Genomic DNA, 23,197 nt, shown 5'->3' with positions numbered 1-23,197 from the left:
GCTCGACGGACCGGACAATTCGTCACATGAGCCGCGTACCACCCCGGTCGACGGGCGCCCGCCGATGAGCTTCTTCGACCTCACGACCTTCGGATCGCTCTTCGTCACCCTGTTCGTGATCATGGACCCGCCCGGGACCATCCCGATCTTCCTGGCCCTGACCTCCGGCCGGGCGGCCAAGGTGCAGCGGAAGATGGCCTGGCAGGCCGCCGCCGTGGCGCTCGGGGTGATCACCTGCTTCGGGCTGTTCGGCCAGCAGATCCTGGACTACCTGCACGTCTCGATCCCGGCGCTCCAGGTCTCGGGCGGCATCCTGCTGCTGCTGATCGCGCTGGACCTGCTCACCGGCAAGATCGAGGAGCCGACCCAGACCAAGGACGTGAACGTCGCCCTGGTCCCGCTCGGCACTCCGCTGCTGGCCGGGCCGGGGGCGATCGTCGCGGTGATCCTGGCGGTGCAGGGGGCGGACGGCGCGGCCGAGGAGTTCTCGGTCTGGACCGCGATCCTGGCCATGCACGTGGTGATGTGGCTGACCATGCGGTTCTCGCTGGTGATCATCCGGGTGATCAAGGAGGGCGGCGTGGTCCTGATCACCCGGCTCTCCGGGCTGCTGCTCTCCGCCATCGCGGTGCAGCTGGTGGCCAGCGGCGTCTACGGCTTCATCAAGGACTACAGCTGACGGCCGGGGCCGACGGCCCGTCAGTCCAGCGCCACCCCGCGGCGCTCCGGGTCCCGCAGGTCGGTGCCGTGCCGCAGCCAGCGCTCCTCCAGTTCGGCCGCGCCGTGCACCCGCTTGTGCGCCGCCTCGTTGGGGGTCATCGGCAGCAGCGGCAGGAAGCGGACCGGCTCGGCCGGCTCCGGCAGCTCCAGGTCGGGCACCAGCCCGCCGGGCTCGCCGGTCAGCACCGAGGTGAACGGGGCGCCGGCCCAGAGCGGGGAGCCGAGGTCCAGCGAGGCGCCGGGGGCCACCACCAGGCCCTCGACCTGAGGGGTGGCGGCGAAGGTGGCCAGCGTGCGGAGCACGTCGTCGCGCCCCCCACGGACCGTCAGCACCAGTTCGGTGCGCGGCCCGCGGACCGGGTCGGCCACCACCGCGGTGGGATCGGTCATCGGCGCGGCCGACATCCCGAGGGTGACGTACCTCACCAGACCGGCCGCGTCCGGGCCGAAGCGCAGCACCTCGATCCGGTCCGCGCCGAGGAACGTGACGGCGGCCCGGCCGGTCGGTTCGCCGAAAGTCGCCAGCAAGCGGGCCTCGACGGCGGCCAGCACGGCCGTGCGGGAGAGCTCGGCGGGGTCGTGGAAGTCGTGCGCCATGGGCAGACCCTAACGCCCGGTTGACAGCCGGGGCGCGTAGACCCCCAGCGCTGGCGGCCCGTCAACTGTTAGGGTATGGAGCTGGCCACTGGGGCATCACTCCACCTACAGGGCCACGACGTGAAGGAGGTGGTTGCGGTGGATACCAGCCGACCATGCAGTACCGGCAGCTCTGCCCGGCCGCGTCGCCTCCGCTCCGTCCTCGTCACCCTCGTCTGAGGCCCCTCTTCGCAGGGCCCCTCTCCGCAGGGCACCGTCCGATCGCCCAGCAGATCGGCCGAGCGAGCACCTGAGGCAGCGTCACGTCCGGCCGGGAGAGCACCTTCCCCGAAGCCGCAGGGTCCAAACCGCGCCCCAGCAAGGCAGCAGGACTTCTTCCACGGCTCCGGAAACACCGGCCTCGGCCGCTACGAACGTGCCGCCCGCCCCGCCGCACCACGGTCTGCCCACAGCTCCGCCGTGCGACGGTTTCCTGCCCGAGGAGCCCGTCATGTCGATGATCGACAACCTCCGTGCCGTCGTCCGCCCGCGCCCGCGCCGCACCGCGCCCAAGTACGACGCCGCCACCGGCGACCAGGCCTCCTCGGCCGTGGTCGACTGCGCCGTCTACCTGGACGGCAAGCGGTCCGGAGCCAAGTGCAGCCCGCGCGAGGCGGCCCGCCAGGTCCGCGCAGCCCGGGAAACGGATGCAGGATCGTTCAGCTGGATCGGCCTGCACGAGCCCACCGAGGCCGAGTTCGAGGGCATCGCCCAGCGCTTCGGCCTGCACCCGCTGGCCGTGGAGGACGCCGTCCACGCGCACCAGCGCCCCAAGGTGGAGCGCTACGACGACGTGCTGTTCGCGGTCTTCAAGACCATCCGGTACGTGGAGCACGACGCGCTCACCCCGACCTCCGAGGTGATCGAGACCGGCGAGCTGATGGTCTTCGTCGGCCCCGACTTCGTGATCACCGTCCGGCACGGCGGCCACAGCTCGCTCACCCAGCTGCGCCGCCGGCTGGAGAGCGACGGCGGCGGCGAGCTGCTCGCCAAGGGCCCGTCCGCGGTGCTGCACGCCATCGCCGACCAGGTGGTGGACCAGTACCTGCTGGTGGCCGACCGTCTCCAGGCCGACGTGGACGACATCGAGTTCGACGTCTTCGCCAACAAGGGCGGGCGCGGCGCCGATGTCGGCCGGGTCTACCAACTCAAGCGCGAGGTGCTGGAGTTCAAGCGTGCGGTCACCCCGCTGCTGCGGCCGATGCAGCAGCTCTCCGAGCCCGGCCAGCGGCTGGTCGACCCGGACATCCGCAAGTACTTCCGCGACGTGGCGGACCACCTGACCCGGGTGGTCGAGCAGGTGCACGGCTTCGACGAGCTGCTCAACTCGCTGCTCCAGGCCAACCTGGCCCAGGTCTCGGTGGCGCAGAACGAGGACATGCGCAAGATCACCGCCTGGGCGGCCATCTTCGCCGTCTCCACCATGGTCACCGGCGTCTACGGGATGAACTTCGACTACATGCCGGAGCTGCACTCCAAGTACGGCTACCCGATCGTGATGGCCTGCATCGGGGTGCTCTGCGTCGGCATGTACCGGGGCTTCCGGCGCAACGGCTGGCTCTGACGGCCCGTCACGCCGCCGCGCCCGGTCAGTCGCGGCTCTGGCCCCGGACCACCAGGGCCAGGCCCGCCAGGATCACCACCAGCGCCGGGTAGGCGGCCACCGGCGGCAGCTGGCCCAGCCAGAGGGCGGCGATCAGCGCCGCACCCGGGGTCTCCAGCAGGATCGCGGTCGAGGTGACGGTGGGGCCGAGGGTGCGCACCACCCGGTTGCTCAGCGAGTGTCCGAGCAGCTGGGCGGCCACCATCAGCAGCGCGATCTGCCACCAGACCCCGGCGTCCCACCCGCTCATCGGGGTGCCGGCGGCCAGGCAGATGACCAGCAGCACCGCCGCGGTGGTGGTGTAGCAGACCAGCGTGTACGCGGTGGTGCTGACGGTCCGCCGAACCTCCGCGCCGAGCAGCATGTACCCGGCCGCGGCCAGCCCGGCGCCGAGCGCCAGCGCGTCCCCGAGCAGGGCCCGCGGGGAGAGCGACATGTCGACCCCGGTCAGCACCAGCACCCCGGCGAAGGCCACGCAGGTGCCGATCCACACCAGCCGGGGCGCGCGGTGGCCCATCAGCCGCATCAGCAGGATCGTCCAGAGCGGCGTGGTGGTGACCAGCGCGGTGGCCGAGGCCACCGAGGTCATCCGCAGGCTGGGCATCCAGAGCGCGAAGTGCAGCCCCAGCAGCACGCCGGCCGCCACCGCCAGCAGCAGCGCCCGGCGGCCGATCCCGCGCAGCTCGGCGCGGTGGCGCAGCAGCGCGTACGGGCCGAGCACGCCCACCGACATGACGTTGCGCCAGAACGCGATGGCCAGCGCGGGGGCGGCGGTCGCGGTGATCAGCGGGGCGGAGAGCGAGATGCCGGTGATCGAGACGGCCAGCAGCACCAGGTCCGTCCTGGGCAGCACGGCCCGGGCGGGCGCGGCGGCGGGCGCCTGGGCGGCGGTGACGGTCTCGGACCGGGCGGCGGGCACGGTGCTCCTCGGGGTGGTGCTCAGGGTGGTGCTCGGGTTTCGGCTCTTACCGTAAGGGCTGTGACGGCCGGACGGAACTGTCGTCCTGCCTGCTGGGACATCCGACGGACGGCAAGCCGTACGCTGTCCGCCATGGAGCCCACGATCGCCGCCGACGACCTGCTGGACCGCGCCCTGCTGGAGGAGGCCGCGAAGAAGTCCGGCCTGCTCTGGGTCCGCGCCGACGGGCAGCCGCAGGCCAGGCCGGTCTGGCACGCCTGGCACGACGGCGCGGTGGTGGTGGTCGGCGACGGCGCCGAACAGCCGCTGCACGGCCTGACGGCCGGTCAGGGCGCCGAGGTGACGGTGCGCAGCAAGGACAAGTGGGGCCGGCTGACCGCCTGGCCGGCCCGGGTCAGCGAGCTGGCCCCGGGCAGCGAGGCCTGGACGGGCGCGGTCGAGGAGCTCAAGGGCAAGCGCCTGAACGCCCCCGACACCGACACCATCGGCGACCGCTGGGCCCGCGAGTGCCGCGTGCTCCGCCTGGAGCCGGCGGGCGCCCTCTCCGAGAAGCCCGGCACGATGCCGGACGTCTCCCACCAGGCCGTCCCGATGCCCACCGACGCCACCACCCGCAAGCCCATCCCGGCCGGCCTCCCCAAGCTCCTCTTCAAGCGCTCCCGCTGACGATCTCCGAAGGTCCGGAAGGGCAGCGACCCAGGGGCGCGAGGAACTGCGCGAGTCGGAAGAACGAGACCCGTGTGCCGGGTACGGAGATCTACCTGCACGTGAGCGTCCGTACCCGGCACACGGGCGGCGCCTCCCGCAGCGCGCAGTTCCTCGCGCCCCTGGGTCGCTGCCCTCCCGGCGGGCCCGGAGGGCAAGCCTGCGGCCCGCCCCCACCTTTGACCCTGACACCGTGTCAGGGCTTGGAGTAGCCCTCGTCATGTTCAGCATCGGAGACTTCGCGAAGCACGGCCGGGTGTCGGTCCGGATGCTCCGCCACTACGACGCCATCGGCCTGCTCGCCCCCGCCCGGGTGGACCCGTTCACGGGCTACCGGGGCTACGAGGCGGCCCAGCTCTCCCGGCTCAACCGGATCATCGCGCTCAAGGACCTCGGCTTCACGCTCCAGCAGGTGGCGGCCGTGATCGACGAGCAGGTGTCCCCGGAGGAGCTCCGCGGCATGCTGCGCCTGCGCAGGGCCGAGCTGGCGGCGGCGGTGGCGGAGGCCGAGAGCCGCCTCACCCGGGTGGAGTCGCGGCTCCGGTCGATCGAGAGCGAGGGGCACATGCCTGCCGACGACATCGTGGTGAAGAGCCTTCCGGCGGTCCGGGTGGCCCGGCTGTCCGCCGTGGCGGAGAGCTTCGAGCCGGAGCACATCACCCCCGTGGCGGGGCCGCTGTTCGACCGCCTCTGCCGCCTGGTGGAGGAGGCCGGGCTGACGGTGGCCGGCCCGGGCCTAGGCCGTTTCTTTCGGATCATCGGATCGTTGGATCTGATGTGTCGTTGACTGATGCCCAGTGGGCGCGGATCGAGCCGTTGCTGCCGGACCGTGCACCGAGGCGGGGTGGGAGGTGGCGTGATCACCGGCAGGTGATCGACGCGATCGCGTTCAAGTACCGCACCGGGACGCCTTGGGCGGACCTGCCCGAGCGGTTCGGGTCCTGGAAGGGCGCCCACAACCGCCTGCGGATGTGGGCGCTCGACGGCACCTGGGAGAAGGTCTTCACCGCTCTGCTCGCCCAGGCGGACGCCGACGGCGACCTGGACTGGGTCGTCGCGGTCGACTCCACCGTCGTGCGCGCTCACCAGCACGCGGCCGGAGCCCGTCAAAAGGGGCTCCGGCCGACGAGCCCCACCACCATGCCCTCGGACGCTCCCGCGGCGGGCTGACCACGAAGATCCACCTCGCCGCCGACGGCAACTGCCGGCCGCTCGCCTTCGTCCTCACCCCCGGACAGGCCGGGGACGCGCCGGAGTTCGAGAATCTCATGGCCCGCATCCGCGTCCCCCGACCCGTCGGCAAACCCAGAACCACGCCGGAGGCGGTCCTGGCGGACAAGGCCTACTCCTCCCGCGCGATCCGGGCCCACTTGCGAAGGCGCGGCATCCGGGCCGTCATCCCGCAGCCCGCCGACCAGGTCGCCAACCGCAAACGCCTGGGCCGACGCGGAGGCAGACCACCCGCATGCGACTACGAGACCTACAAGCGCCGCAACACCGTGGAGCGGTGCATCAACAGACTCAAGCACTGGCGCGGCCTGGCCACCCGCTACGACAAGACCGCCACCATCTACCTCGCCGGACTCCACCTCGCCGCCATCTTCATCTGGTCAGCACGATGATCCGAAAGAAACGCCCTAGCCCTGTACGAGGAGGCCGAGCCGGGCAGAGAGCGGGTCCGGATGTTCGCCGCGCTGCCGGTGAACGCCGCGCCCGACCCGGCGTACGGCTTCGAGGTCGCCGACCTGCCCGCCGTGGAGCGGGCCGCCACCGTCATCCACCGGGGCTCGATGGACGAGGTGCTGCCGACCGTCCAGGCGCTGGCCCGGTGGACCGACGCCACCGGACACCGCGCCGTCGGGTACAACCGCGAGCTCTACCTGGAGTGCCCGGCCGACCTGGCCGGCTGGGTCACCGAACTCCAGCAGCCGCTCGCCTGACGCCCGCTCAGGACCGGCCGAGCGCGGCCGCGTTCGACCACTCGCGGGTGGAGAGCACCAGCCGGTAGCCGTCCGGGTCCTCGACCGTGACGCCCCACTGGTCCCAGTAGGGGTTGTGCGCGGGGACCCGGCGGCCGCCGTGCGCCTCCAGCCGCTCGACCAGCTCCTGCGGCACCTCCCCGCCCAGGTAGACCACCAGCAGGTCCTCCGCCGTCGGCTGCGGCCGGACCGCCCCCGCGTCCACCAGCTCCAGGTGCCAGGCGGCGTCCGGCCAGCCGGCCATCAGCAGCGCGTGCTCCTCTGAGCCCGGTTCGGGCTCAGAGCGCCAGAGCACGCTCAGCCCGAGGCCCTCGATCCAGAACCGCTCCGCCGCCGCCAGGTCCCTGCTCGGCCGGGCGATCCGTACGTGTGCCGAACCGTTCATGCGCAATCCCCTCCCGTGACGCGTGACGACCACTCCGTCTGACGGATGATCAAGTGTCCGACCGTACCGCGCCGCCGCCGGTCGGCGGGCTGCCGCCGTCGCGGGCGGGTAGCCTGGGCGCGGATCGTCGCGAGGAGGAAGCCAATGGCAGGGCCGGGCACCCGGGTCTTCATCTCGCACCTCTCGGGGGTCGCGGTCTTCGACCCGAACGGCGACCAGGTCGGCCGGGTGCGGGACGTGGTGGTCTCGCTGCGGATCGGCGGCCGCCCGCCCCGGGTGCTGGGCCTGGTGGTCGAGGTGGTCGGCCGGCGGCGGATCTTCCTGCCGATGACCAGGGTGACCAGCCTGGAGTCCGGGCAGGTGCTCACCACCGGTGTGATCAACATGCGGCGGTTCGAGCAGCGCCCCTCCGAGACCCTGGTGCTGGCCGAGCTGCTGGACCGCACCGTCACCCGGACCAAGACCTCCGACGAGGTCACCGTGCTGGACGTGGCGATGGTGCAGACCCGGGTCCGCGAGTGGGAGATCAGCAAGGTCTTCGTCCAGGTCGGCAAGGTCTCCCGGCTGCGCAAGGCCAAGGGCGAGACGCTGACGCTGGACTGGTCCGCCGTCAGCGGCTTCTCGCTGGCCGAGGAGGGCCAGGGCGCGGCCAACCTGCTGGCCACCTTCGAGCAGCTCCGCCCGGCCGACCTGGCCAACGTGATGCACCACCTCTCCCCCAAGCGCCGCGCCGAGGTGGCCGCCGCCCTCGACGACGACCGGCTGGCCGACGTGCTGGAGGAGCTGCCGGAGGACGACCAGGTCGAGATCATCGGCAAGCTCCAGGAGGAGCGCGCCGCCGACGTGCTGGAGGCGATGGACCCGGACGACGCCGCCGACCTGCTCTCCGACCTGCCCGAGGAGGCGGCCGAGCGGCTGCTGCGGCTGATGGAGCCGGACGACGCCGCCTCCGTCCGACGCCTGCTCAGCTACGAGGAGAACACCGCCGGCGGCCTGATGACCACCGAGCCGATCGTGCTGGAGCCGGACGCCACCGTGGCCGAGGCGCTGGCCCGGGTCCGGGTCTCCGACCACAAGCCGGCCCTGGCCGCCCAGGTCTACGTCTGCCGCCCGCCGAACGAGACGCCGACCGGCAAGTACCTGGGCACCATCCACTTCCAGCGGCTGCTGCGCGAGCCCCCGTACACCCTGGTCGGCTCGCTGGTCGACGACGACCTGGACCCACTGCCGCCGGACACCCCGCTGCACCTGGTGACCAGCTACCTGGCCGCCTACAACATGGTGGCCGCGCCGGTGGTGGACGAGGCCGACCACCTGCTCGGCGCCGTCACCGTCGACGACGTGCTCGACCACCTGCTGCCGGACGACTGGCGCGAGGAGGCGCTGCACGCGGGCGACGCGCACGACTCCCACGACCGCGATGCCGAGAGCGAGGTGACCACCGGTGGACGGTGACCGCAGGAACCGCCGCGACGAGTCCCCGCGCCAGCGCCTCCAGGGCGAGCTGCGCGAACTGCGCCAGCTGCGCGAACTGCGCGCGCGCGAGGGCACCCAGCGCAGCAGCCGCACCGAGTCCACCGGCAGCTCGGCCCGGGTCCGGCTGGACCAGCCGCGCACCGCCCGCCCCGGGCTGATCTCGCTGCCGGCCTACGACCCCGAGGCCTTCGGCAAGCTCTCCGAACGGATCGCCCGCTTCCTCGGCACCGGCCGGTTCATCGTCTGGATGACGGTGGTGATCATCGCCTGGGTGGTCTGGAACACCGTGGGGCCGGTGAGTTGGCGCTTCGACGACTACCCGTTCATCTTCCTCACCCTGATGCTCTCGCTCCAGGCCTCCTACGCGGCCCCGCTGATCCTGCTCGCGCAGAACCGCCAGGACGACCGGGACCGGGTCAACATGGAGCAGGACCGGGCCCGCAGCGACCGCAACATCGCCGACACCGAGTACCTCACCCGCGAGGTCGCCGCCCTGCGGCACGGCCTCGGCGAGGTCGCCACCCGCGACTTCGTCCGCTCCGAACTCCAGGCGCTGCTCAAGGAACTCGACGAACGCCGGGACCACGCCGACACGTTGTGACCCTCCGCACGTTACTCTCCGGTCGGCCGGGTACCGCCGGGCCTTACCATCAAGGCATGGCGAACGAGACTGAGGTCCCGGCAGGCGTCACGGAGGACTCCGTGCGCACCGCGCTGGCGACCGTCAACGACCCGGAGATCAACCGACCGATCACCGAGATCGGCATGGTGAAATCGGTCGAGATCGGGGCCGGCGGCGCGGTGAAGGTGGCGGTCTACCTGACCGTCTCCGGCTGCCCGATGCGCGAGACCATCACCGAGCGGGTCACCACCGCCGTCTCCGCCGTGCCCGGCGTGACGGAGGTTCAGGTCGAGCTGGACGTGATGAGCGACGAGCAGCGGCGCGAGCTCTCCCAGCTGCTGCGCGGCGGCGCGCCCGAGCGCGAGATCCCCTTCGCCAAGCCCGGCACCCTCACCCGGGTCTACGCCGTGGCCTCCGGCAAGGGCGGCGTCGGCAAGTCCTCGGTCACGGTCAACCTGGCCGCCGCGATGGCCGCCGACGGCCTCAAGGTCGCCGTGGTCGACGCCGACATCTACGGCCACAGCGTGCCCCGCATGCTCGGCGTCGAGGGCCGGCCGACCCAGGTCGAGGACATGATCATGCCGCCGTCGGCGAACGGCGTGAAGGTCATCTCGATCGGCATGTTCACCCCCGGCAACGCGCCGGTGGTCTGGCGCGGCCCGATGCTCCACCGCGCCCTCCAGCAGTTCCTGGCCGACGTCTACTGGGGCGACCTCGACGTCCTCCTGCTGGACCTCCCGCCCGGCACCGGCGACATCGCCATCTCGGTCGCCCAGCTCGTCCCGAACGCCGAGATCCTGATCGTCACCACCCCGCAGATGGCCGCCGCCGAGGTGGCCGAGCGGGCCGGCACGATCGCCCTGCAGACCCACCAGAAGATCGTCGGCGTGATCGAGAACATGTCGGGCATGCCCTGCCCGCACTGCGACGAGATGATCGACGTCTTCGGCACCGGCGGCGGCCAGACCGTGGCCGACGCCCTCACCCGCTCCGTCGGCGCCACCGTCCCCGTCCTCGGCTCCATCCCGATCGACGTCCGCCTCCGCGAGGGCGGCGACGACGGCCGCCCGGTCGTCCTCTCCAACCCCGACTCCCCCGCCGGCTCCGCCCTGCGCACCATCGCCGGCAAGCTCGGCGGCCGCCAGCGCGGCCTCTCCGGCCTCTCCCTCGGCCTCACCCCGAAGAACAAGTTCTGACGGACCGCCAGGCGCACGGCGCGGCCCCCGGGAGGAGATCCTCCCGGGGGCCGCGTGCGTCGTCGGTGCGGGCCGTCCCGCCGGAGCCTCAGCGGCCGTCGTAGACGGTCAGGTCGGGGACGGTGGAGAAGCCGGCGCCGTAGGCGCTGACGCCGCGGCCGTAGGCGCCGAGGAGGACGCCGGGGGCCTCGCCGGCCAGGACCCAGCCGTACTCGGACTCGCGGTAGCGGAAGGGCTGCGGGAGGCCGTTGACGGGGAGGGTCAGGGGGGACCAGCCGGGGCCGTCGAGGTCGTCGGCGAGGTCCCAGGCGAGGGCGGTCTGCTGGTCGAGCCAGTCCTGGCGCAGGGTGCGGTCGAGCTGGCCCGGCCAGGTGGCGGCGAGCAGGCCGGAGCCGGCCAGCCAGGCGGCGGAGGAGGCGGAGGTGGCCTCCAGGGTGCCGGTGTTGTCGGCGCTGCGCCGGGAGTCGCGGCGGGCCACCGTGACCACCACGGCGAACTTGCGGACGTCCCGGGGCTCGTAGGCCTTGGCGGGTTCGTCCCCGTGGCCGAGGGTGCCGTAGTCGACGGGGCCGCCGTCGCGGCCACCCGCGCCGGCCTGCATCAGCCAGCGCCGCCCCGTCCAGCCGTCGTCCAGGCCGTACCAGGGGAAGTCGGCGGACTGGTAGGGCACCAACGGGTCGGCGGCGGCGCGCTTCTGCGCACCGACCGGGGCCCCCACCGTCGTGCTGCTCGCGTCCATCCCGCTCCTCCTAGGTCACACCGCTGATCTGCACTCAGCACAGTAGCGGGCGCCGGACGCCGACGCCCCGCGCAGCGGAGCTGGCGGGGCGGCGGTACGGTGCGGGGGCCTGACGGCGGGTCAGGTGGCGTCCGGGTCGAAGGGCGGGCGCTCGCCGGCCTTCAGCGGCTCCAGGGTGACCGGCGGGGCGGACTTGGTCAGGTCGGCGACGGCGCGCATCGGCGCGGGCTCGTCGTTCAGCACCGACTTGATGTCCATGCCGTCCCGGAGCTCCTTGAAGCCGAGCGGGTCCTCGTTGCCGCCGAGCAGCTGCTTGCGGACGAAGGTCTTGGGGTTCAGGTCCTCGAAGTCGAAGTCCTTGAAGTCGTCGCCGAGCTCGCTGCGGATGTCCTCCTTGGCGTTGTCGGCGAAGGAGCGCACCTTGCGGATGAAGCCCATCACGTCCTGGATCAGCTTCGGCAGCTTGTCCGGACCGAAGATCACGATGGCCAGGACGACGATCGTCAGCAACTCAAGTGGGCCTATGTCAGTGAACACCCGAGCTCCCGGCGCTGAAAAAGAGGTCTGGACAGCAGTCAGTACAGAGTAAACGGCCCCGGCGCCGACCAGGGATGCCCCCGGATGAAGCTGTGGCAAAAAAGCGTCCCCGCCGTGGCCCGGGCGGGCCGCGGCGGGGACGGTGCAGGTCAGCGGAAGTAGTGCTGCGGCCCGGAGGGGGACCCGTCGGGCGTGGCCGAGGGGCGGGGGCCCCGGGCCGGCTGGACGGCGCGCTCGCCCTGGAAGTCCACCGGGACCACGGCCGACCCGCCGGAGCCGGAGCCGCTGACCGGGGAGATCCGGGTGGGCACCGGCTGGCCGGAGACCGCGCCGACCCCGCCCAGGGTGACCGCCGCGACCGAGAAGGCCCCGGCCGCCGCGAACACGAAGCGCCGCCCGCGGGGGGCGGAGACCCGCACCGCCGGGGGCAGTTCGGCCAGCGCGGCCAGCGGGCGGACCGCGGCGGCGACCGGACGGACGGCGGCCGCCAGCGGGCGGACCGCGGCCGCCCTGCGGGCCCTCGGGTCGAGCCCGGGCAGCGGGCTGTCGGCGCCGAGCGCACCGCCGCCGAAGGAGGCCCCGGCGCCGCGGCCGAAGGAGCCGCCGGTCAGCCGGCTGCCGCCGAAGGTGCTGGGGCCGGGCTCGGGCAGCGGGCCTGCGGCCGGCAGGCCGGCGAGCGGCTGCCCGGGGCCGCCCGGCAGGTCCTCGTCGTCGGGCAGGGCGGCGACCGCGAGCAGACGGGCCATCAGCAGGCCGGACGGCTCGGGGACGGCGGTGCGGGTGAGGAGCTGCTTGGCCGCCCGGCTCTCGTCCGCCTCGGCGAGGCAGTCGGAGCAGGTGGCGAGGTGGGACTGGACCCGCTCGCGGTCGTCGTGGTCGAGCTCGCCGTCGACGAAGGCGGCCAGCCGGTCGCCCAGGTGGTGCTGCCCGGGGGTCGGCGCCGGGGCCGCGGCCGCGGTGGGCAGGGGGTGAAGCTCCGTCAGGGGCTCGGCACGGCGGCCGAGTGCGGCCCGGACGCTGCCGCGCCGGGACCTCCCGGTGGAGCCGGCCGAACTCACGCCGGCCCCCGTTCGCCCCCGGACCCGGCGGCCACCGCCACCGGCTCGGCCCCGCCGCGCCGGACCCGGCCCGGCGCGCTGCCGGGGGCCCGGTGCTTGAGCGCGGCCCGCAGGTGCGAGCGGCCACGGTGGATGCGCGAGCGCACGGTGCCGAGCTTCACGCCCAGCGTCGCGGCGATCTCCTCATAGGAGAGGCCCTCGATGTCGCAGAGCACCACGGCGGCCCGGAACTCGGGCGCCAGGGTGTCCAGCGCCTGCTGGACGTCGGCGTCGAAGTGGGTGTCGCTGAAGTGCTGGGCCGGGCTCGGCTCCTTGGACGGCAGCCGCTCGGCCGCGTCCTCGCCCAGCGCGTCGAAGCGGATCCGCTGGCGGCGGCGGACCATGTCCAGGAAGAGGTTGGTGGTGATCCGGTGCAGCCAGCCCTCGAAGGTGCCGGGCGTGTACGTGGAGAGCGAGCGGAACACCCGGACGAAGACCTCCTGGGTCAGGTCCTCGGCGTCGTGCTGATTGCCCGTCAGGCGGTAGGCCAGCCGGTACACCCGGGCGCTGTGCGCCTCGACGATCTCCGCCCAGCTCGGCGGCGTCCAGGTCTGCGCGTCGGGGCCCTCGGCGAAGGTCGCGAGCGGGGCGGCGGCCGCCGCCTCGGAATCGGCTGCGGTCGACGTGTCCAGGGGGGAGTGCGCAGGCTGGTTCATCACGGGCTTCGGCGTACGGGCCGACGCGGTGCCGTAGGAGTGCCACGGCATCGGGGCGTCGCCCTCGGCCACACCTCCTCGGTCGGCTCTTCTGCCCAGCAGGGCCACCACCATATCCACCTCACCCGTCAGATCCGGATAAAGCACCGATTCCGGCTGCGTCCACGGTGCTCCGTGCGCCGATCACCGGCCCTCTCCCGGAACAACGGCCCGTCTTCGAACGCGGTTCCCGTGCGGCCAGTAACCTGTGGCTGGAAATATCGACATCCGGCGCTCCGGAAGAGGCAGCCATCACCGAGTTCGGGCCCGCGCGAGCGGCACTCGCCGACAGCTACGTCGGCGAGGACGCGGTGCTGACCTACGCCCGGGCGCACTCCGCCCGGACCGGCGTGCAGGCGATCGGGCCGAGCGGCGGCGCCGCGCTGCGGCTGATGGCCGCCGCGCTGGACGCCAAGGCGGTGGCCGAGATCGGCACCGGCACCGGCGTGTCCGGGGTCTACCTGCTGCGCGGGATGCGGCCGGACGGCGTGCTCACCACCGTCGACGTGGAGCCGGTGCTCCAGCAGTACGCGCGCGAGGCCTACCAGGCGGCCGGCTTCGCGGCGAACCGGGCGCGGTTCATCCCGGGCCGGGCGCTGGACGTGCTGCCCAGGCTCGCGGACGGCCAGTACGACCTGGTGTTCTGCGACGGCGACCCGGCCGAGTCCCGGGCGTACCTTGCAGAATCGTTGCGCCTGCTGCGGCCCGGCGGGATGGTCTGCTTCGAGGGCGTCTTCCAGCAGGGCCGACTGGCCGAGCCCGACCACCACGACGCGGCCACCCACGCGGTGCGCGAGCTGGTCCGCGACGTCCGGGAGAGCGAGCTGCTGCTGCCCGCCCTGCTGCCGGTCAGCGACGGGCTGCTCTGCGCCGTCAAGCGCTGACGGGGGCTCAGGACAACGCGAAGCCCGGTTCCGGAGGTCCGGAACCGGGCTCAGGTCTGCGGTCTCCGAGGAGAACGCGGCAGCACCCGCTGTGTCAGCCGGTGACGTTCTTCAAAGCCTCACCGAGGGCGCTCGCCTCATCCGGCGTGAGCTCCACCACCAGGCGTCCGCCGCCTTCGAGTGGAACGCGCATGATGATGCCCCGCCCCTCTTTGGTGACCTCGAGCGGGCCGTCACCCGTCCGCGGCTTCATGGCCGCCATGCTCGTTCCCCTTCCTGCAAACCGCTCAACTACGTCCCGGCAGTCCGTCCACCGCCGGTATCGAACGCATTGATCGGAAGCCATTATCCCGCATCCGGAGCCCGGATGACCAACGTCACTCTCTCCGCACCACCCGCCGCACCCCTGAGAGGTCCCCGGTGGACGGCCGGAAGCCCCGGTGGCACGAGGTGTGCGGCGCCGCGAAAAGGTGCCCGAGCTCACACTCCCTCATGCCACTGACAGTCGGGCATCCTGACACCGTCCCACCCTCAGACACCGGGAGCTGCGGTCCATGTCGGACTCCGTGCTGTACGAAATCGACGGCGGCCTGGCCGTCATCACCATCAACCGTCCCGAGGCGATGAACGCCCTCGACACGGCCACCAAGGTGGCCCTGCGGGACACCGTGACGGCCGCCGCCGAGGACTCGGCCGTCCGGGCGGTGCTGCTCACCGGGGCGGGCCGGAAGGCCTTCTGCGTCGGCCAGGACCTCAAGGAGCACCTGGGCCTGCTGAAGGCGGCCGACGAGGGCGGGGCGCCCGCCCTGCGGACCGTCGCCGAGCACTACAACCCGCTGGTGCGGGCGCTGGCCGGGATGAACAAGCCCACGGTGGCGGCGGTCGGCGGCGTGGCGGCCGGGGCGGGTGCCTCGCTGGCCTTCGCCTGCGACTTCCGGATCGTGGCCGACACGGCCGGCTTCAACACCTCCTTCGCGGGCGTGGCGCTGACCGCCGACTCCGGGGCCTCCTGGACCCTGCCGCGGCTGGTCGGGCACGCCCGGGCCACCGAGCTGCTGATGTTCCCGCGCACCGTCAAGGCCGCCGAGGCGGCCGAGCTCGGTCTGGCCACCAAGGTGGTGCCGTCCGACGAACTCGCCGCCACCGCACGGGAGTTCGCCCAGCGTCTGGCCGAGGGGCCGACGGTGGCGCTGGGAGCGATCAAGACCGCCCTGGCGTACGGCGCGACCCACTCGCTGAGCGAGCTGCTGGACAAGGAGGACGAGCTGCAGACCCTGGCCGGCGCCAGCGAGGACCACCGCATCGCGGTCGCCGCCTTCCTCGCCAAGGAACAGCCGAAGTACCTCGGCCGCTGAGGCACGTGGCTGCGCCCCGCAGGGGCGCGGGGAACTGCGCGGGTCGGAAGGCTGCTCACCTGCAACTGAGGGCACGTCAGCCAGTTGCAGGTGCTGCCGTTCCCCTGCGCGCAGTTCCCCGCGCCCCTGGGGTGACCACGTACGTTCCCGGCGCCCTGCGGGCCTACCGGGCGTGGCAGTCGGCCAGGTGGTCGTTGACCAGGCCGCAGGCCTGCATCAGGGCGTAGGCGGTGGTGGGGCCGACGAAGCGGAAGCCCTGCTTCTTGAGCTCCTTGGCCAGCGCGGTGGAGCCCGGGGTGACGGCGGGCACGTCGGAGAGGGCGTGCGGGGCCGGGCCGGGCTCGGGGGCGTGACGCCAGATCAGTGCGTCCAGACCGCCGTCGAGTTCACGGGCCACCCGGGCGTTGGCGATGGTGGCCTCGATCTTGGCCCGGTTGCGGATGATGCCGACGTCCTGGAGCAGCCGCTCCACGTCCCCGTCGCCGAACTCCGCGACCCGTTCGATCGAGAAGCCCGCGAAGGCCGCCCGGAAGCCCTCCCGGCGCCGCAGGATGGTGATCCAGGAGAGCCCGGACTGGAAGGCCTCCAGCGCCACCCGCTCGAACAGCGCGTCGTCGCCGTGCACCGGCCGGCCCCACTCGGTGTCGTGGTAGACCCGGTAGTCGTCGGCCGAGTCGCCCCAGCCGCAGCGCTTCAGGCCGTCCGCGCCGAGCACCGCGCCTCCGGTCATCAGGCGTCCCCGTCCCGGCCCTTGGTCAGCTCGACGGACGAGGCGACCGCGGCGGCGGCCTCCGCGGCGGCGGCGGAACCGACGGCGGAACCGGCCCCGGCCGGTACCGCGGCGGCCTCCAGCTCGGCGATCCGGGTGTCGCGCAGCGCGAGCTCGGCGCCGAGCCGGTCCAGCACGTCGTCCACCTCGTCCATCCGGTAGCCGCGCACGGCCATCGGCAGGCGGATCTCGTCCACGTCGGTGCGGCTCAGCGGGCGGTCCTGCGGGAGCCGGGCGGCGATCCGGTCGTGCTCCGCCTCGGGCAGGGTGCCGCCCCCGCCGAGGGCCACCAGGGCCGTCCCGCCGATCACCACGGCCATCGCCACCACGACCAACCAGAACACGAGCTGTCCTCCAGTACTCCGGTGGGCCCGGCACGAGACGAGAGAGATGGGATCATGGTCCCCGAACAGACCGGGGCCCATCATTGCACCCGGGCGAGCCGTGGAGGAGACACCGGTGGCACTGCGTCTGGGCCCGCGCGAATTCGGCGCCGACGAACTCGTCATCATGGCGATCGTCAACCGCACGCCCGACTCGTTCTTCGACAAGGGGGCGACCTTCGCGGACGAGGCCGCCTTCGCCGCCGCGGACCGGGCGGTGGCCGAGGGCGCGGCGATCCTGGACATCGGCGGGGTGAAGGCCGGGCCGGGCGAGGAGGTCACCGTCGAGGAGGAGCTGCGCCGCACGGTGCCCTTCGTGGCGGAGCTGAGGAAGCGTCACCCCGGGGCCGTGATCAGCGTGGACACCTGGCGGCACGAGGTCGGCGAGGCGGTCTGCGAGGCCGGCGCCGACCTGCTGAACGACGCCTGGGGCGGGGTGGACCCGGAGCTGGCCGCGGTGGCCGCCCGGTACGACGTGGGGCTGGTCTGCACGCACGCTGGCGGGGCCGAGCCGCGCACCCGGCCGCACCGGGTCGGGTACGCCGACGTGATGGCCGACATCCTGGACGTCACGGTCGGGCTGGCCGAGCGCGCGGTGGGGCTCGGGGTGCGGCGGGACGCGGTGATCATCGACCCGGGCCACGACTTCGGCAAGAACACCCGGCACTCGCTGGAGGCCACCCGCCGCCTGCCGGAGATGACCGCGACCGGCTTCCCGGTGCTGGTCTCGCTCTCCAACAAGGACTTCGTCGGCGAGACCCTCGACCGGCCGGTGGACGAGCGGCTGCTGGGCACCCTGGCCACCACCGCGGTCTCGGCCTGGCTGGGCGCCCAGGTCTACCGGGTGCACCAGGTCGCCGAGACCCGCCAGGTGCTCGACATGGTGGCCTCGATCCGCGGCACCCGGCCCCCGGCGGTGGCCCGCCGGGGGCTCGCGTAGCCGAGGACCGTCAGACCTCCTCCGCCGGGCGGCGGCTCTCCTCCAGGATCTTCAGCACGTCGTCGATCTCGTCGGTGACGTGGAACAGCTCCAGGTCCGCGGGGTTGGCCTTGCCCTGGGCGATCAGGGTGTCCCGCAGCCAGTCCACCAGGCCGCCCCAGTAGGCGGTGCCGAAGAGCACCACCGGGAAGCGGGTGACCTTCTTCGTCTGCACCAGGGTGAGCGCCTCGAAGAGCTCGTCCAGGGTGCCGAGCCCGCCCGGCAGCACCACGAAGCCCTGCGCGTACTTCACGAACATCGTCTTGCGGACGAAGAAGTACCGGAAGTTCAGCCCGAGGTCGACGAACTCGTTCAGCCCCTGCTCGAAGGGCAGCTCGATGCCGAGCCCGACGGAGAGGCCGCCGGCCTCCGAGGCGCCCCGGTTGGCCGCCTCCATGGCGCCGGGCCCGCCGCCGGTGATGACCGCGTAGCCGGCCTCGGCCAGGGCCCGGCCGATGGCCACCCCGGCGGCGTACTCGGGCGAGTCGACCGGGGTCCGGGCGGAGCCGAAGACGCTGACCGCGGCCGGGAGTTCGGCCAGGGCGCCGAAGCCCTCGACGAACTCGGAGGTGATCCGCCAGACCCGCCACGGGTCGGTGTGCAGCCAGTCGGTCGGGCCGGTGGTGTCCAGCAGCCGCTGGTCGGTGGTGCCGGTGCTGACCTGGTCCCGGCGGAGCAGCACCGGGCCCTTGCGCTTCTCCGGCACGCTCTTCTTCTCGGGGCGCTCGTCGGTTCCGTACGTGGTGTTCTCGTCTCCTGTGCCTGTCATGACGGAACAGTACGCCCGTTGATCCCCTTTGTCGGGGAAAAACGGGCGGTACGCCAGGTGACGGTCAGTCGGCGGTGAGCCAGACCCGCAGGCGCTCCTCCACCTCGGCGATGGCGCTCAGCGAGCAGTGCTCGTCCCGCTTGTGGGCCTGGTTCGGGTCCCCCGGGCCGTAGTTGACGGCCGGGACGCCCAGCGCGGAGAACCGGGCCACGTCGGTCCAGCCGAACTTGGCGCGGGCCTGGCCGCCGACCGCCTCCAGGAAGGCGCGGGCGGCGGGCTGGTCCAGGCCGGGCAGCGCGCCGGGGGCGGTGTCGGTGACCTCCACCTCGTAGCCGGCGAACACCTCGCGCACGTGCTCGGCCGCCTCTGCCTCCGAACGGTCCGGCGCGTAGCGGAAGTTCACGTGCACCAGGCACTCGTCCGGGATGACGTTCCCGGCCACGCCGCCACTGATCCGGGTGCAGTTGAGGCCCTCCCGGTACTCCAGGCCGTCGATCTCCACCCGGCGCGGCTCGTAGGCGGCCAGCCGGCGGAGCACCTCGGCGGCCTTGTGGATGGCGTTGTCGCCCAGCCAGCTGCGGGCGGCGTGGGCCCGGGTGCCGGTCAGCTTCACGTCGGCCCGCAGGGTGCCCTGGCAACCGCCCTCGACCATGGCGCCGCTGGGCTCCATCAGGACCGCGAAGTCGGCCGCCAGCCAGTCCGGGTGACGCTCCGCCAGGTGGCCGAGGCCATTGTGCGCGGCCTCGATCTCCTCGCAGTCGTAGAACACGAAGGTGAGGTCGCGGTTGGGCTCGGTCACGGTGGCGGCCAGCCGGAGCTGGACGGCCACGCCGGACTTCATGTCGGAGGTGCCGCAGCCGTAGAGCAGGTCGCCCTCGACCCGGGAGGGCACGTTGTCGGCGATCGGCACGGTGTCCAGGTGCCCGGCCAGCACCACCCGCTCGGCCCGGCCCAGCTCGGTGCGGGCCACCACGTTGTTGCCGTACCGGTCCACCCGCAGGTGCGGCAGGGCCCGCAGGGCGGCCTCGACCGCGTCGGCCAGCGGGCCCTCGGAGCGGCTCACGGAGGGGAAGTCGACCAGCTGCGCGGTGAGCGCTCCGCCGTCGAGGGTCAGGTCGAGCCGCTGGGCCGCGGTGGCGTCGGAGCTGGTCATGCCCGTCAGCGTAGTTGGGCCGCGTCAACCGCGGGACCCCCGCCCGTCGCAAATCAGCAGTCCCCGGAGTTGAGGAAGCTTATGCATGGCGGTGTCCGTAACTCCCCTGGGCGGTGGATCGGGCGAGGAGGAGGGACGGGAAACCCGTGGCGGAACTCGACCGAGGGATAGGACGGCGGGCCGGTCGAGCGGGCCGCCGGGTTTGCTGAAGGGCCTAGACCTCCGTGGCTCGCAGAACTCGATGGGGCGACGAACCACACGGCCGTGTTCCTATTTGTTGAACAAAAGGACATCCATTCTTGATCCCACCCGCGGAGGAGACCAAGGAGGGCTGCAAAACGGTGGCCACCTCGCCCGTACGGTGGCGACAGGGCCCAGTGCGAGGACCTGGCCCAGGACGCACCGGCCAAAACAACACCCCGTCCAAGCCAGCCTCTTATAAACTGCCGCAGGTAGGCCGTGAACGGCTTACGTGCCCTGGCCTAGCCCCGAGAAGGAACGGAAGCCACGTCTACACAATCGCCCGGGCCCACCGCGACATACGACTGCGCCAGCTCGACGTCTGCCTTAAGCATTATGCTTACAACCTGGACGGCACTGGGCGACCCCGACTCGGTCGGGCTGTTCCAGCAAGGCACGTCCCAGGCTGGGCGGCATCCTGTGCTTGGCAGTTCAAAGATACCCAAGAAGACCCGGTTTGTGTACCCACCACCAACCAAGTTCCTCGGAGAGCAGGGAAACTTCATATGCCTACCCGAAAACTCGCCACCCTGGGACAGGGTGAAACGGGACACTCGACCCGGATCGTGCCGCTCACAGACCGCTGAGCCCAGGAGGTGCAAGCGTCAGCGCGAGTCCTCGCACGAGGGGTCGTGACAGCCAAGCACGAGACCACAATCGCGGACCCTGAGGGGCGCCCTACGGGATTGGCCCCACCGGCCGCGAGCCGGGCCCACGCACGTCAACAATACCGCCAATGAGCTCCATGCTATGAATGGTTACGTGTGCACGGACCACCCGCGAAATAGACGCCGTCCGCGGCACGCCCTGAGCGATGCGGGCACGAAGAGCCAAGCAGACTGCCGCGGCACACAACGGAAGCCACCCCCGACCGGGCCCGGCGGAGTCGGGAAGCTGGTCACCACCACGGCCCGCCGACGCCCCCGGCCGCCAAGGACCCGCGGCACGGTGTGCTGGCGCTAAAGTTAGAAGTGATCACCCACGCCAGGCAGGGCGCCGATCGGCCAGCGAGTCAAAGACCGCTTTGGGCGCAATCTGGACCATAAACAAAAAACAAAACTCGTGGGCGTGTGGTCGTTGTTCCTAGTTGTCGAAGCCGCGATCATCGGATCGGGTCAGGCTCGCCCTAGACGGAAGGCGTGGCGGGTGGACCGCCCGGCCGACGGCATAAGAGGGAACGCACAAGCCAGGCCGGGCGGCGGCGAGCGCGCCGGCGCGGAGAGGTCCTGGTCACCCTCGCACACAGCGGCAACGGGAGATTGACGAACCTGGTCTGAGCCGTACCGGACGACCCGGTGATTCGCGTCAACCCGCGGTGGGACGGTGCGGGCCGCCCCGGCACGGCACCCGGGCCGGAGTGGAGCACGGCGACCCTCCCCTTGCCGGGAGGCGCCGCCGAACGACTTCGTCAGGGGTCGGGCGCACGGGCGAAATAGTTACCGAAATGCCCGGAAAACAGAGGATCGTCAGACTATACCAAGCTTGACCCTCGGACCCGCGAAAACCATTTCCGGCCCATGCGCGCAGTAAATCAGTCCGTCAGCCCGAACGAGACGACCCTGGCGCCACCCGAAACAACCCGAAACCATGCCGGAAGGGCCACAACCTAAACTACACCAGGAGCAGGAGCACCAGACCCAATCTCGTACCATCACGCGAACGGATCGCCCAAAGCCCTCTCGCCTTCTATCCTGTCACGCCCCGCCCCGCACGACACCCACTGGCCGCCGCACGGCGCAGCGTCCGCAGCGACCTGCTGCCGAAGACCACCGACACTATGCTGGGGCCGGCGAGTGACTGAGCCAGGTGCGCACAAAGGACCCGAACACACACCCTCCACGGTGGGCGCCACACCACGAACGCCAAGAATGCGCGTGGCCCAGCCCCTAGACCCAGAGTCCCGCCTGACACCCCCGCGACGACATGGGAACGCCGACCGCGTGCAGACCGGTCAATATTCTGCCGTATGCCAGACCTCTTCCGCCTCCGACGTAGGCCGGCACAAGGCAAGCGCGCGTCGCGGTGTGCAAGCTGCCCGACGCCGACAGCCACGTGACAGCTCAAAAAAGAAAGAGCCTCACGCAAAGAGTAGCCGGCGCCGGCCGCAAGACCACCGAGACGGCCGCCGCACCTGGAAGGCCGTGCGCTGGCCGGCATAGAGGCCACCCACGATGCCATGGCGTCGACCGCCAACTTGGCAACCCCGCCGTCACCGATCCAAGGATGACCCGCGACCTAGCCAGCGGCCAAATACGCCCCAGCGACCCGCTCGCCCGCTCGGGCCCCGGCCTATGGCCGCTGAGTGCGACCTCACCTCCGGGACTCGCTCACCATATCGGCATACAGCCGCCGCGCGCTGCCGACCGGGCGGCGTGCCGGACCTCGGCAGTGGTCACCGACAGCATCGTCTAGCCCGGCTGGCCTGGGACCACATGCTGCCCGACACCTAGGCAAGTCGCCGACCAGACATAGTCGACGCAACCCAGGACCCGACCGACCAACTGCCAACCGTTCGCTGGCGGCGCCCCGGGCCCTGGGCGACGCCACGCGCGCGCTCTGGCCCGGTGAGCGGCCTGCTCGCGCCCTGCGGCCTCCGACTGCATCGGCGGCTCCTGACCTCGCTCCCCTAAACTAACGTCACACGCCGAACGCGGGGCGCCGCGCACTCCGTGGACGTGGCGCGCCCCTTCGGGCGTTCGCGATGTCGCTAAGAAGGTCCAGTAAGAGCCCTCCCAAGCCCGCTATGAGGAGAGTTCCACCGCCCCGAAAAAGGCACACCCGCCTACTCGTCGGCGGTCGCGGTGGAACGCAGACCCAGGACGAAGCTACAGGCCACGGCAAAACAAGACCACGAGATAAGCAACGGGACCGACCACGGAAGTTCGTCCGGGCGAGACTCATCAAGAAAAACGACTATTTATGCAACCAGACAAAACAAGTGCCAACGTCAATCAGCAGACAGAAGGTACAACAGGAAACCGAAATGAGCGAAACAGTAACATCCCAAGCACAGGCAGAGACAACACTGGGGTCGCCCAGAGGTTAGAGGCGCTGGCAAACGGAGCTGTGTTCTTTCGAGGCCAAACTGCTGAGAAGACCATGCAGTGTCTGCTCGATTCAACGGGGAACACGTAACAAACATCACGAGCACGACCGCCGCAAGACGATAGCCGACGCAGGGCCAGAGTACCCCGGAAAGCCGGCAAATACCTTAACAAGAAGAGTGCGAGGACACGTAGTCGGCACAGAAAAGCCGGGCGGCACGTGGAAGCCCATGGCAAAGGGAAGGCGGGCAACGATCATGCAGCGTGATCTAAACTCAGCGGGATGTTTGCCTTGGGATCCTCCGCACTACC

23 protein-coding genes and 1 pseudogene are annotated in these 23,197 nt (G+C 71.7%); 12 read left to right on the top strand and 12 right to left on the bottom strand.

What is annotated here, in order from left to right; translation table 11 throughout:
- Positions 1-64 precede the first annotated feature (64 nt).
- Entirely contained in the window at positions 65-679 is a 615-nt protein-coding gene (locus ABD946_RS25250) for a MarC family protein (protein ID WP_345287315.1), read from the top strand.
- A 20-nt stretch (positions 680-699) separates the two neighbouring features.
- On the opposite strand, the gene ABD946_RS25245 is transcribed toward ABD946_RS25250, so the two are convergent.
- The gene (locus ABD946_RS25245) at positions 700-1,317 is read right to left on the bottom strand and encodes a suppressor of fused domain protein (RefSeq protein ID WP_345287313.1); all 618 of its coding nucleotides are present in this window, start codon (positions 1,315-1,317) and stop codon (positions 700-702) included.
- Between the two features lie 490 nt (positions 1,318-1,807).
- Between ABD946_RS25245 and corA the strand changes: the two genes are divergently transcribed.
- Positions 1,808-2,920: a magnesium/cobalt transporter CorA gene (gene corA, locus ABD946_RS25240; RefSeq protein ID WP_345287311.1), complete on the top strand. Its 1,113-nt coding sequence runs from the start codon at positions 1,808-1,810 to the stop codon at positions 2,918-2,920.
- A gap of 25 nt (positions 2,921-2,945) precedes the next feature.
- Here the strand turns inward: corA and ABD946_RS25235 are convergent, their stop codons facing one another.
- Complete coding sequence (locus tag ABD946_RS25235; RefSeq protein ID WP_380150142.1) at positions 2,946-3,878, bottom strand: DMT family transporter; 933 nt, start codon at positions 3,876-3,878, stop codon at positions 2,946-2,948.
- A gap of 132 nt (positions 3,879-4,010) precedes the next feature.
- Here ABD946_RS25235 and ABD946_RS25230 point away from each other — a divergent pair, with 132 nt between their 5' ends.
- The 4 genes and pseudogenes from ABD946_RS25230 to ABD946_RS25215 all read left to right on the top strand — a co-directional run bounded on the left by ABD946_RS25230 (position 4,011) and on the right by ABD946_RS25215 (position 6,523).
- Entirely contained in the window at positions 4,011-4,544 is a 534-nt protein-coding gene (locus ABD946_RS25230; RefSeq protein ID WP_345287309.1) for a pyridoxamine 5'-phosphate oxidase family protein, read from the top strand.
- Between the two features lie 259 nt (positions 4,545-4,803).
- Positions 4,804-5,331, top strand: a pseudogene (locus tag ABD946_RS25225) (MerR family transcriptional regulator); the annotation flags it as partial.
- Positions 5,332-5,345: 14 nt separating this feature from the next.
- Positions 5,346-6,205 (top strand): IS5 family transposase gene (locus tag ABD946_RS25220; RefSeq protein ID WP_425558654.1). Its coding sequence is split into 2 segments (ribosomal slippage): positions 5,346-5,703 and positions 5,703-6,205, totalling 861 coding nucleotides; the frame shifts between segments, so codons are not numbered across the junction.
- Between the two features lie 60 nt (positions 6,206-6,265).
- Complete coding sequence (locus ABD946_RS25215) at positions 6,266-6,523, top strand: GyrI-like domain-containing protein (RefSeq protein ID WP_345287307.1); 258 nt, start codon at positions 6,266-6,268, stop codon at positions 6,521-6,523.
- Positions 6,524-6,530: 7 nt separating this feature from the next.
- Here the strand turns inward: ABD946_RS25215 and ABD946_RS25210 are convergent, their stop codons facing one another.
- Positions 6,531-6,947 carry a VOC family protein gene (locus ABD946_RS25210; protein ID WP_380149398.1) on the bottom strand — a complete coding sequence of 139 codons (417 nt, stop codon included), beginning with the start codon at positions 6,945-6,947 and terminating at the stop codon, positions 6,531-6,533.
- 144 nt (positions 6,948-7,091) lie between these two features.
- Between ABD946_RS25210 and ABD946_RS25205 the strand changes: the two genes are divergently transcribed.
- The 3 genes from ABD946_RS25205 (at position 7,092) to ABD946_RS25195 (ending at position 10,241) form a co-directional block, all read left to right on the top strand.
- Positions 7,092-8,402: a magnesium transporter MgtE N-terminal domain-containing protein gene (locus ABD946_RS25205; RefSeq protein ID WP_345287303.1), complete on the top strand. Its 1,311-nt coding sequence runs from the start codon at positions 7,092-7,094 to the stop codon at positions 8,400-8,402.
- Positions 8,403-8,478: 76 nt separating this feature from the next.
- Positions 8,479-9,024: a DUF1003 domain-containing protein gene (locus tag ABD946_RS25200; RefSeq protein ID WP_345287416.1), complete on the top strand. Its 546-nt coding sequence runs from the start codon at positions 8,479-8,481 to the stop codon at positions 9,022-9,024.
- 56 nt (positions 9,025-9,080) lie between these two features.
- Positions 9,081-10,241: an Mrp/NBP35 family ATP-binding protein gene (locus ABD946_RS25195; RefSeq protein WP_345287301.1), complete on the top strand. Its 1,161-nt coding sequence runs from the start codon at positions 9,081-9,083 to the stop codon at positions 10,239-10,241.
- Positions 10,242-10,329: 88 nt separating this feature from the next.
- On the opposite strand, the gene ABD946_RS25190 is transcribed toward ABD946_RS25195, so the two are convergent.
- From ABD946_RS25190 to sigE, 4 genes are all read right to left on the bottom strand, one after another.
- Positions 10,330-10,980 (bottom strand): hypothetical protein, encoded by a 651-nt coding sequence (locus tag ABD946_RS25190; protein ID WP_345287299.1) that lies wholly within the window; start codon positions 10,978-10,980, stop codon positions 10,330-10,332.
- Positions 10,981-11,100: 120 nt separating this feature from the next.
- Positions 11,101-11,517, bottom strand: coding sequence for a sec-independent translocase (locus ABD946_RS25185; protein ID WP_345287297.1), 417 nt, complete (start codon positions 11,515-11,517; stop codon positions 11,101-11,103).
- 149 nt (positions 11,518-11,666) lie between these two features.
- Entirely contained in the window at positions 11,667-12,575 is a 909-nt protein-coding gene (locus ABD946_RS25180) for an anti-sigma factor family protein (RefSeq protein ID WP_345287295.1), read from the bottom strand.
- On the bottom strand, positions 12,572-13,384 hold the full coding sequence (sigE, locus tag ABD946_RS25175) for an RNA polymerase sigma factor SigE (protein WP_345287414.1): 813 nt from the start codon (positions 13,382-13,384) through the stop codon (positions 12,572-12,574). The genes ABD946_RS25180 and sigE overlap by 4 nt, the downstream gene beginning before the upstream one ends.
- Positions 13,385-13,527: 143 nt before the next feature.
- On the opposite strand from sigE, the gene ABD946_RS25170 reads away from it, so the two are divergent.
- Entirely contained in the window at positions 13,528-14,193 is a 666-nt protein-coding gene (locus tag ABD946_RS25170) for an O-methyltransferase (protein WP_380149454.1), read from the top strand.
- A 94-nt stretch (positions 14,194-14,287) separates the two neighbouring features.
- On the opposite strand, the gene ABD946_RS25165 is transcribed toward ABD946_RS25170, so the two are convergent.
- Positions 14,288-14,455: a DUF3117 domain-containing protein gene (locus ABD946_RS25165; RefSeq protein ID WP_345287293.1), complete on the bottom strand. Its 168-nt coding sequence runs from the start codon at positions 14,453-14,455 to the stop codon at positions 14,288-14,290.
- A gap of 292 nt (positions 14,456-14,747) precedes the next feature.
- Between ABD946_RS25165 and ABD946_RS25160 the strand changes: the two genes are divergently transcribed.
- Entirely contained in the window at positions 14,748-15,548 is an 801-nt protein-coding gene (locus ABD946_RS25160; RefSeq protein WP_345287291.1) for an enoyl-CoA hydratase-related protein, read from the top strand.
- Positions 15,549-15,711: 163 nt separating this feature from the next.
- On the opposite strand, the gene ABD946_RS25155 is transcribed toward ABD946_RS25160, so the two are convergent.
- The gene (locus ABD946_RS25155; protein WP_345287289.1) at positions 15,712-16,278 is read right to left on the bottom strand and encodes a DNA-3-methyladenine glycosylase I; all 567 of its coding nucleotides are present in this window, start codon (positions 16,276-16,278) and stop codon (positions 15,712-15,714) included.
- On the bottom strand, positions 16,278-16,661 hold the full coding sequence (locus ABD946_RS25150; protein ID WP_345287287.1) for a DivIVA domain-containing protein: 384 nt from the start codon (positions 16,659-16,661) through the stop codon (positions 16,278-16,280). The genes ABD946_RS25155 and ABD946_RS25150 overlap by 1 nt, the downstream gene beginning before the upstream one ends.
- Before the next feature lie 166 nt (positions 16,662-16,827).
- Between ABD946_RS25150 and folP the strand changes: the two genes are divergently transcribed.
- Positions 16,828-17,640 (top strand): dihydropteroate synthase, encoded by an 813-nt coding sequence (folP, locus tag ABD946_RS25145; protein ID WP_345287412.1) that lies wholly within the window; start codon positions 16,828-16,830, stop codon positions 17,638-17,640.
- A gap of 10 nt (positions 17,641-17,650) precedes the next feature.
- On the opposite strand, the gene ABD946_RS25140 is transcribed toward folP, so the two are convergent.
- Together ABD946_RS25140 and dapE are read right to left on the bottom strand one after the other, a co-directional pair.
- On the bottom strand, positions 17,651-18,448 hold the full coding sequence (locus ABD946_RS25140; RefSeq protein WP_345287282.1) for an LOG family protein: 798 nt from the start codon (positions 18,446-18,448) through the stop codon (positions 17,651-17,653).
- A 64-nt stretch (positions 18,449-18,512) separates the two neighbouring features.
- Positions 18,513-19,601, bottom strand: a complete 1,089-nt coding sequence (dapE, locus tag ABD946_RS25135) for a succinyl-diaminopimelate desuccinylase (RefSeq protein WP_345287280.1) — start codon at positions 19,599-19,601, stop codon at positions 18,513-18,515.
- Positions 19,602-23,197 lie beyond the last annotated feature (3,596 nt).

Source organism: Kitasatospora albolonga (assembly GCF_039535905.1).
GTDB classification, from domain to species: Bacteria; Actinomycetota; Actinomycetes; order Streptomycetales; family Streptomycetaceae; genus Kitasatospora; species Kitasatospora albolonga.
Note: the sequence above shows the minus strand (reverse complement) of the source record. Positions and strands in the feature narration are given on the sequence as shown.

Excerpts from the sequence above, each read along its gene's own strand:
- ABD946_RS25205 (WP_345287303.1), top strand. The coding sequence starts at position 7,092 with ATGGCAGGGCCGGGCACCCGGGTCTTCATCTCGCACCTCTCGGGGGTC.
- ABD946_RS25210 (WP_380149398.1), bottom strand. The coding sequence starts at position 6,947 with ATGAACGGTTCGGCACACGTACGGATCGCCCGGCCGAGCAGGGACCTG.
- folP (WP_345287412.1), top strand. The coding sequence starts at position 16,828 with ATGGCGATCGTCAACCGCACGCCCGACTCGTTCTTCGACAAGGGGGCG.
- ABD946_RS25155 (WP_345287289.1), bottom strand. The coding sequence starts at position 16,278 with ATGACCGGAGGCGCGGTGCTCGGCGCGGACGGCCTGAAGCGCTGCGGC.
- ABD946_RS25195 (WP_345287301.1), top strand. The coding sequence starts at position 9,081 with ATGGCGAACGAGACTGAGGTCCCGGCAGGCGTCACGGAGGACTCCGTG.
- ABD946_RS25215 (WP_345287307.1), top strand. The coding sequence starts at position 6,266 with ATGTTCGCCGCGCTGCCGGTGAACGCCGCGCCCGACCCGGCGTACGGC.
- ABD946_RS25165 (WP_345287293.1), bottom strand. The coding sequence starts at position 14,455 with ATGGCGGCCATGAAGCCGCGGACGGGTGACGGCCCGCTCGAGGTCACC.
- sigE (WP_345287414.1), bottom strand. The coding sequence starts at position 13,384 with ATGGTGGTGGCCCTGCTGGGCAGAAGAGCCGACCGAGGAGGTGTGGCC.
- ABD946_RS25250 (WP_345287315.1), top strand. The coding sequence starts at position 65 with ATGAGCTTCTTCGACCTCACGACCTTCGGATCGCTCTTCGTCACCCTG.
- ABD946_RS25230 (WP_345287309.1), top strand. The coding sequence starts at position 4,011 with ATGGAGCCCACGATCGCCGCCGACGACCTGCTGGACCGCGCCCTGCTG.
- ABD946_RS25190 (WP_345287299.1), bottom strand. The coding sequence starts at position 10,980 with ATGGACGCGAGCAGCACGACGGTGGGGGCCCCGGTCGGTGCGCAGAAG.
- ABD946_RS25140 (WP_345287282.1), bottom strand. The coding sequence starts at position 18,448 with ATGACAGGCACAGGAGACGAGAACACCACGTACGGAACCGACGAGCGC.
- ABD946_RS25160 (WP_345287291.1), top strand. The coding sequence starts at position 14,748 with ATGTCGGACTCCGTGCTGTACGAAATCGACGGCGGCCTGGCCGTCATC.
- ABD946_RS25245 (WP_345287313.1), bottom strand. The coding sequence starts at position 1,317 with ATGGCGCACGACTTCCACGACCCCGCCGAGCTCTCCCGCACGGCCGTG.
- corA (WP_345287311.1), top strand. The coding sequence starts at position 1,808 with ATGTCGATGATCGACAACCTCCGTGCCGTCGTCCGCCCGCGCCCGCGC.
- dapE (WP_345287280.1), bottom strand. The coding sequence starts at position 19,601 with ATGACCAGCTCCGACGCCACCGCGGCCCAGCGGCTCGACCTGACCCTC.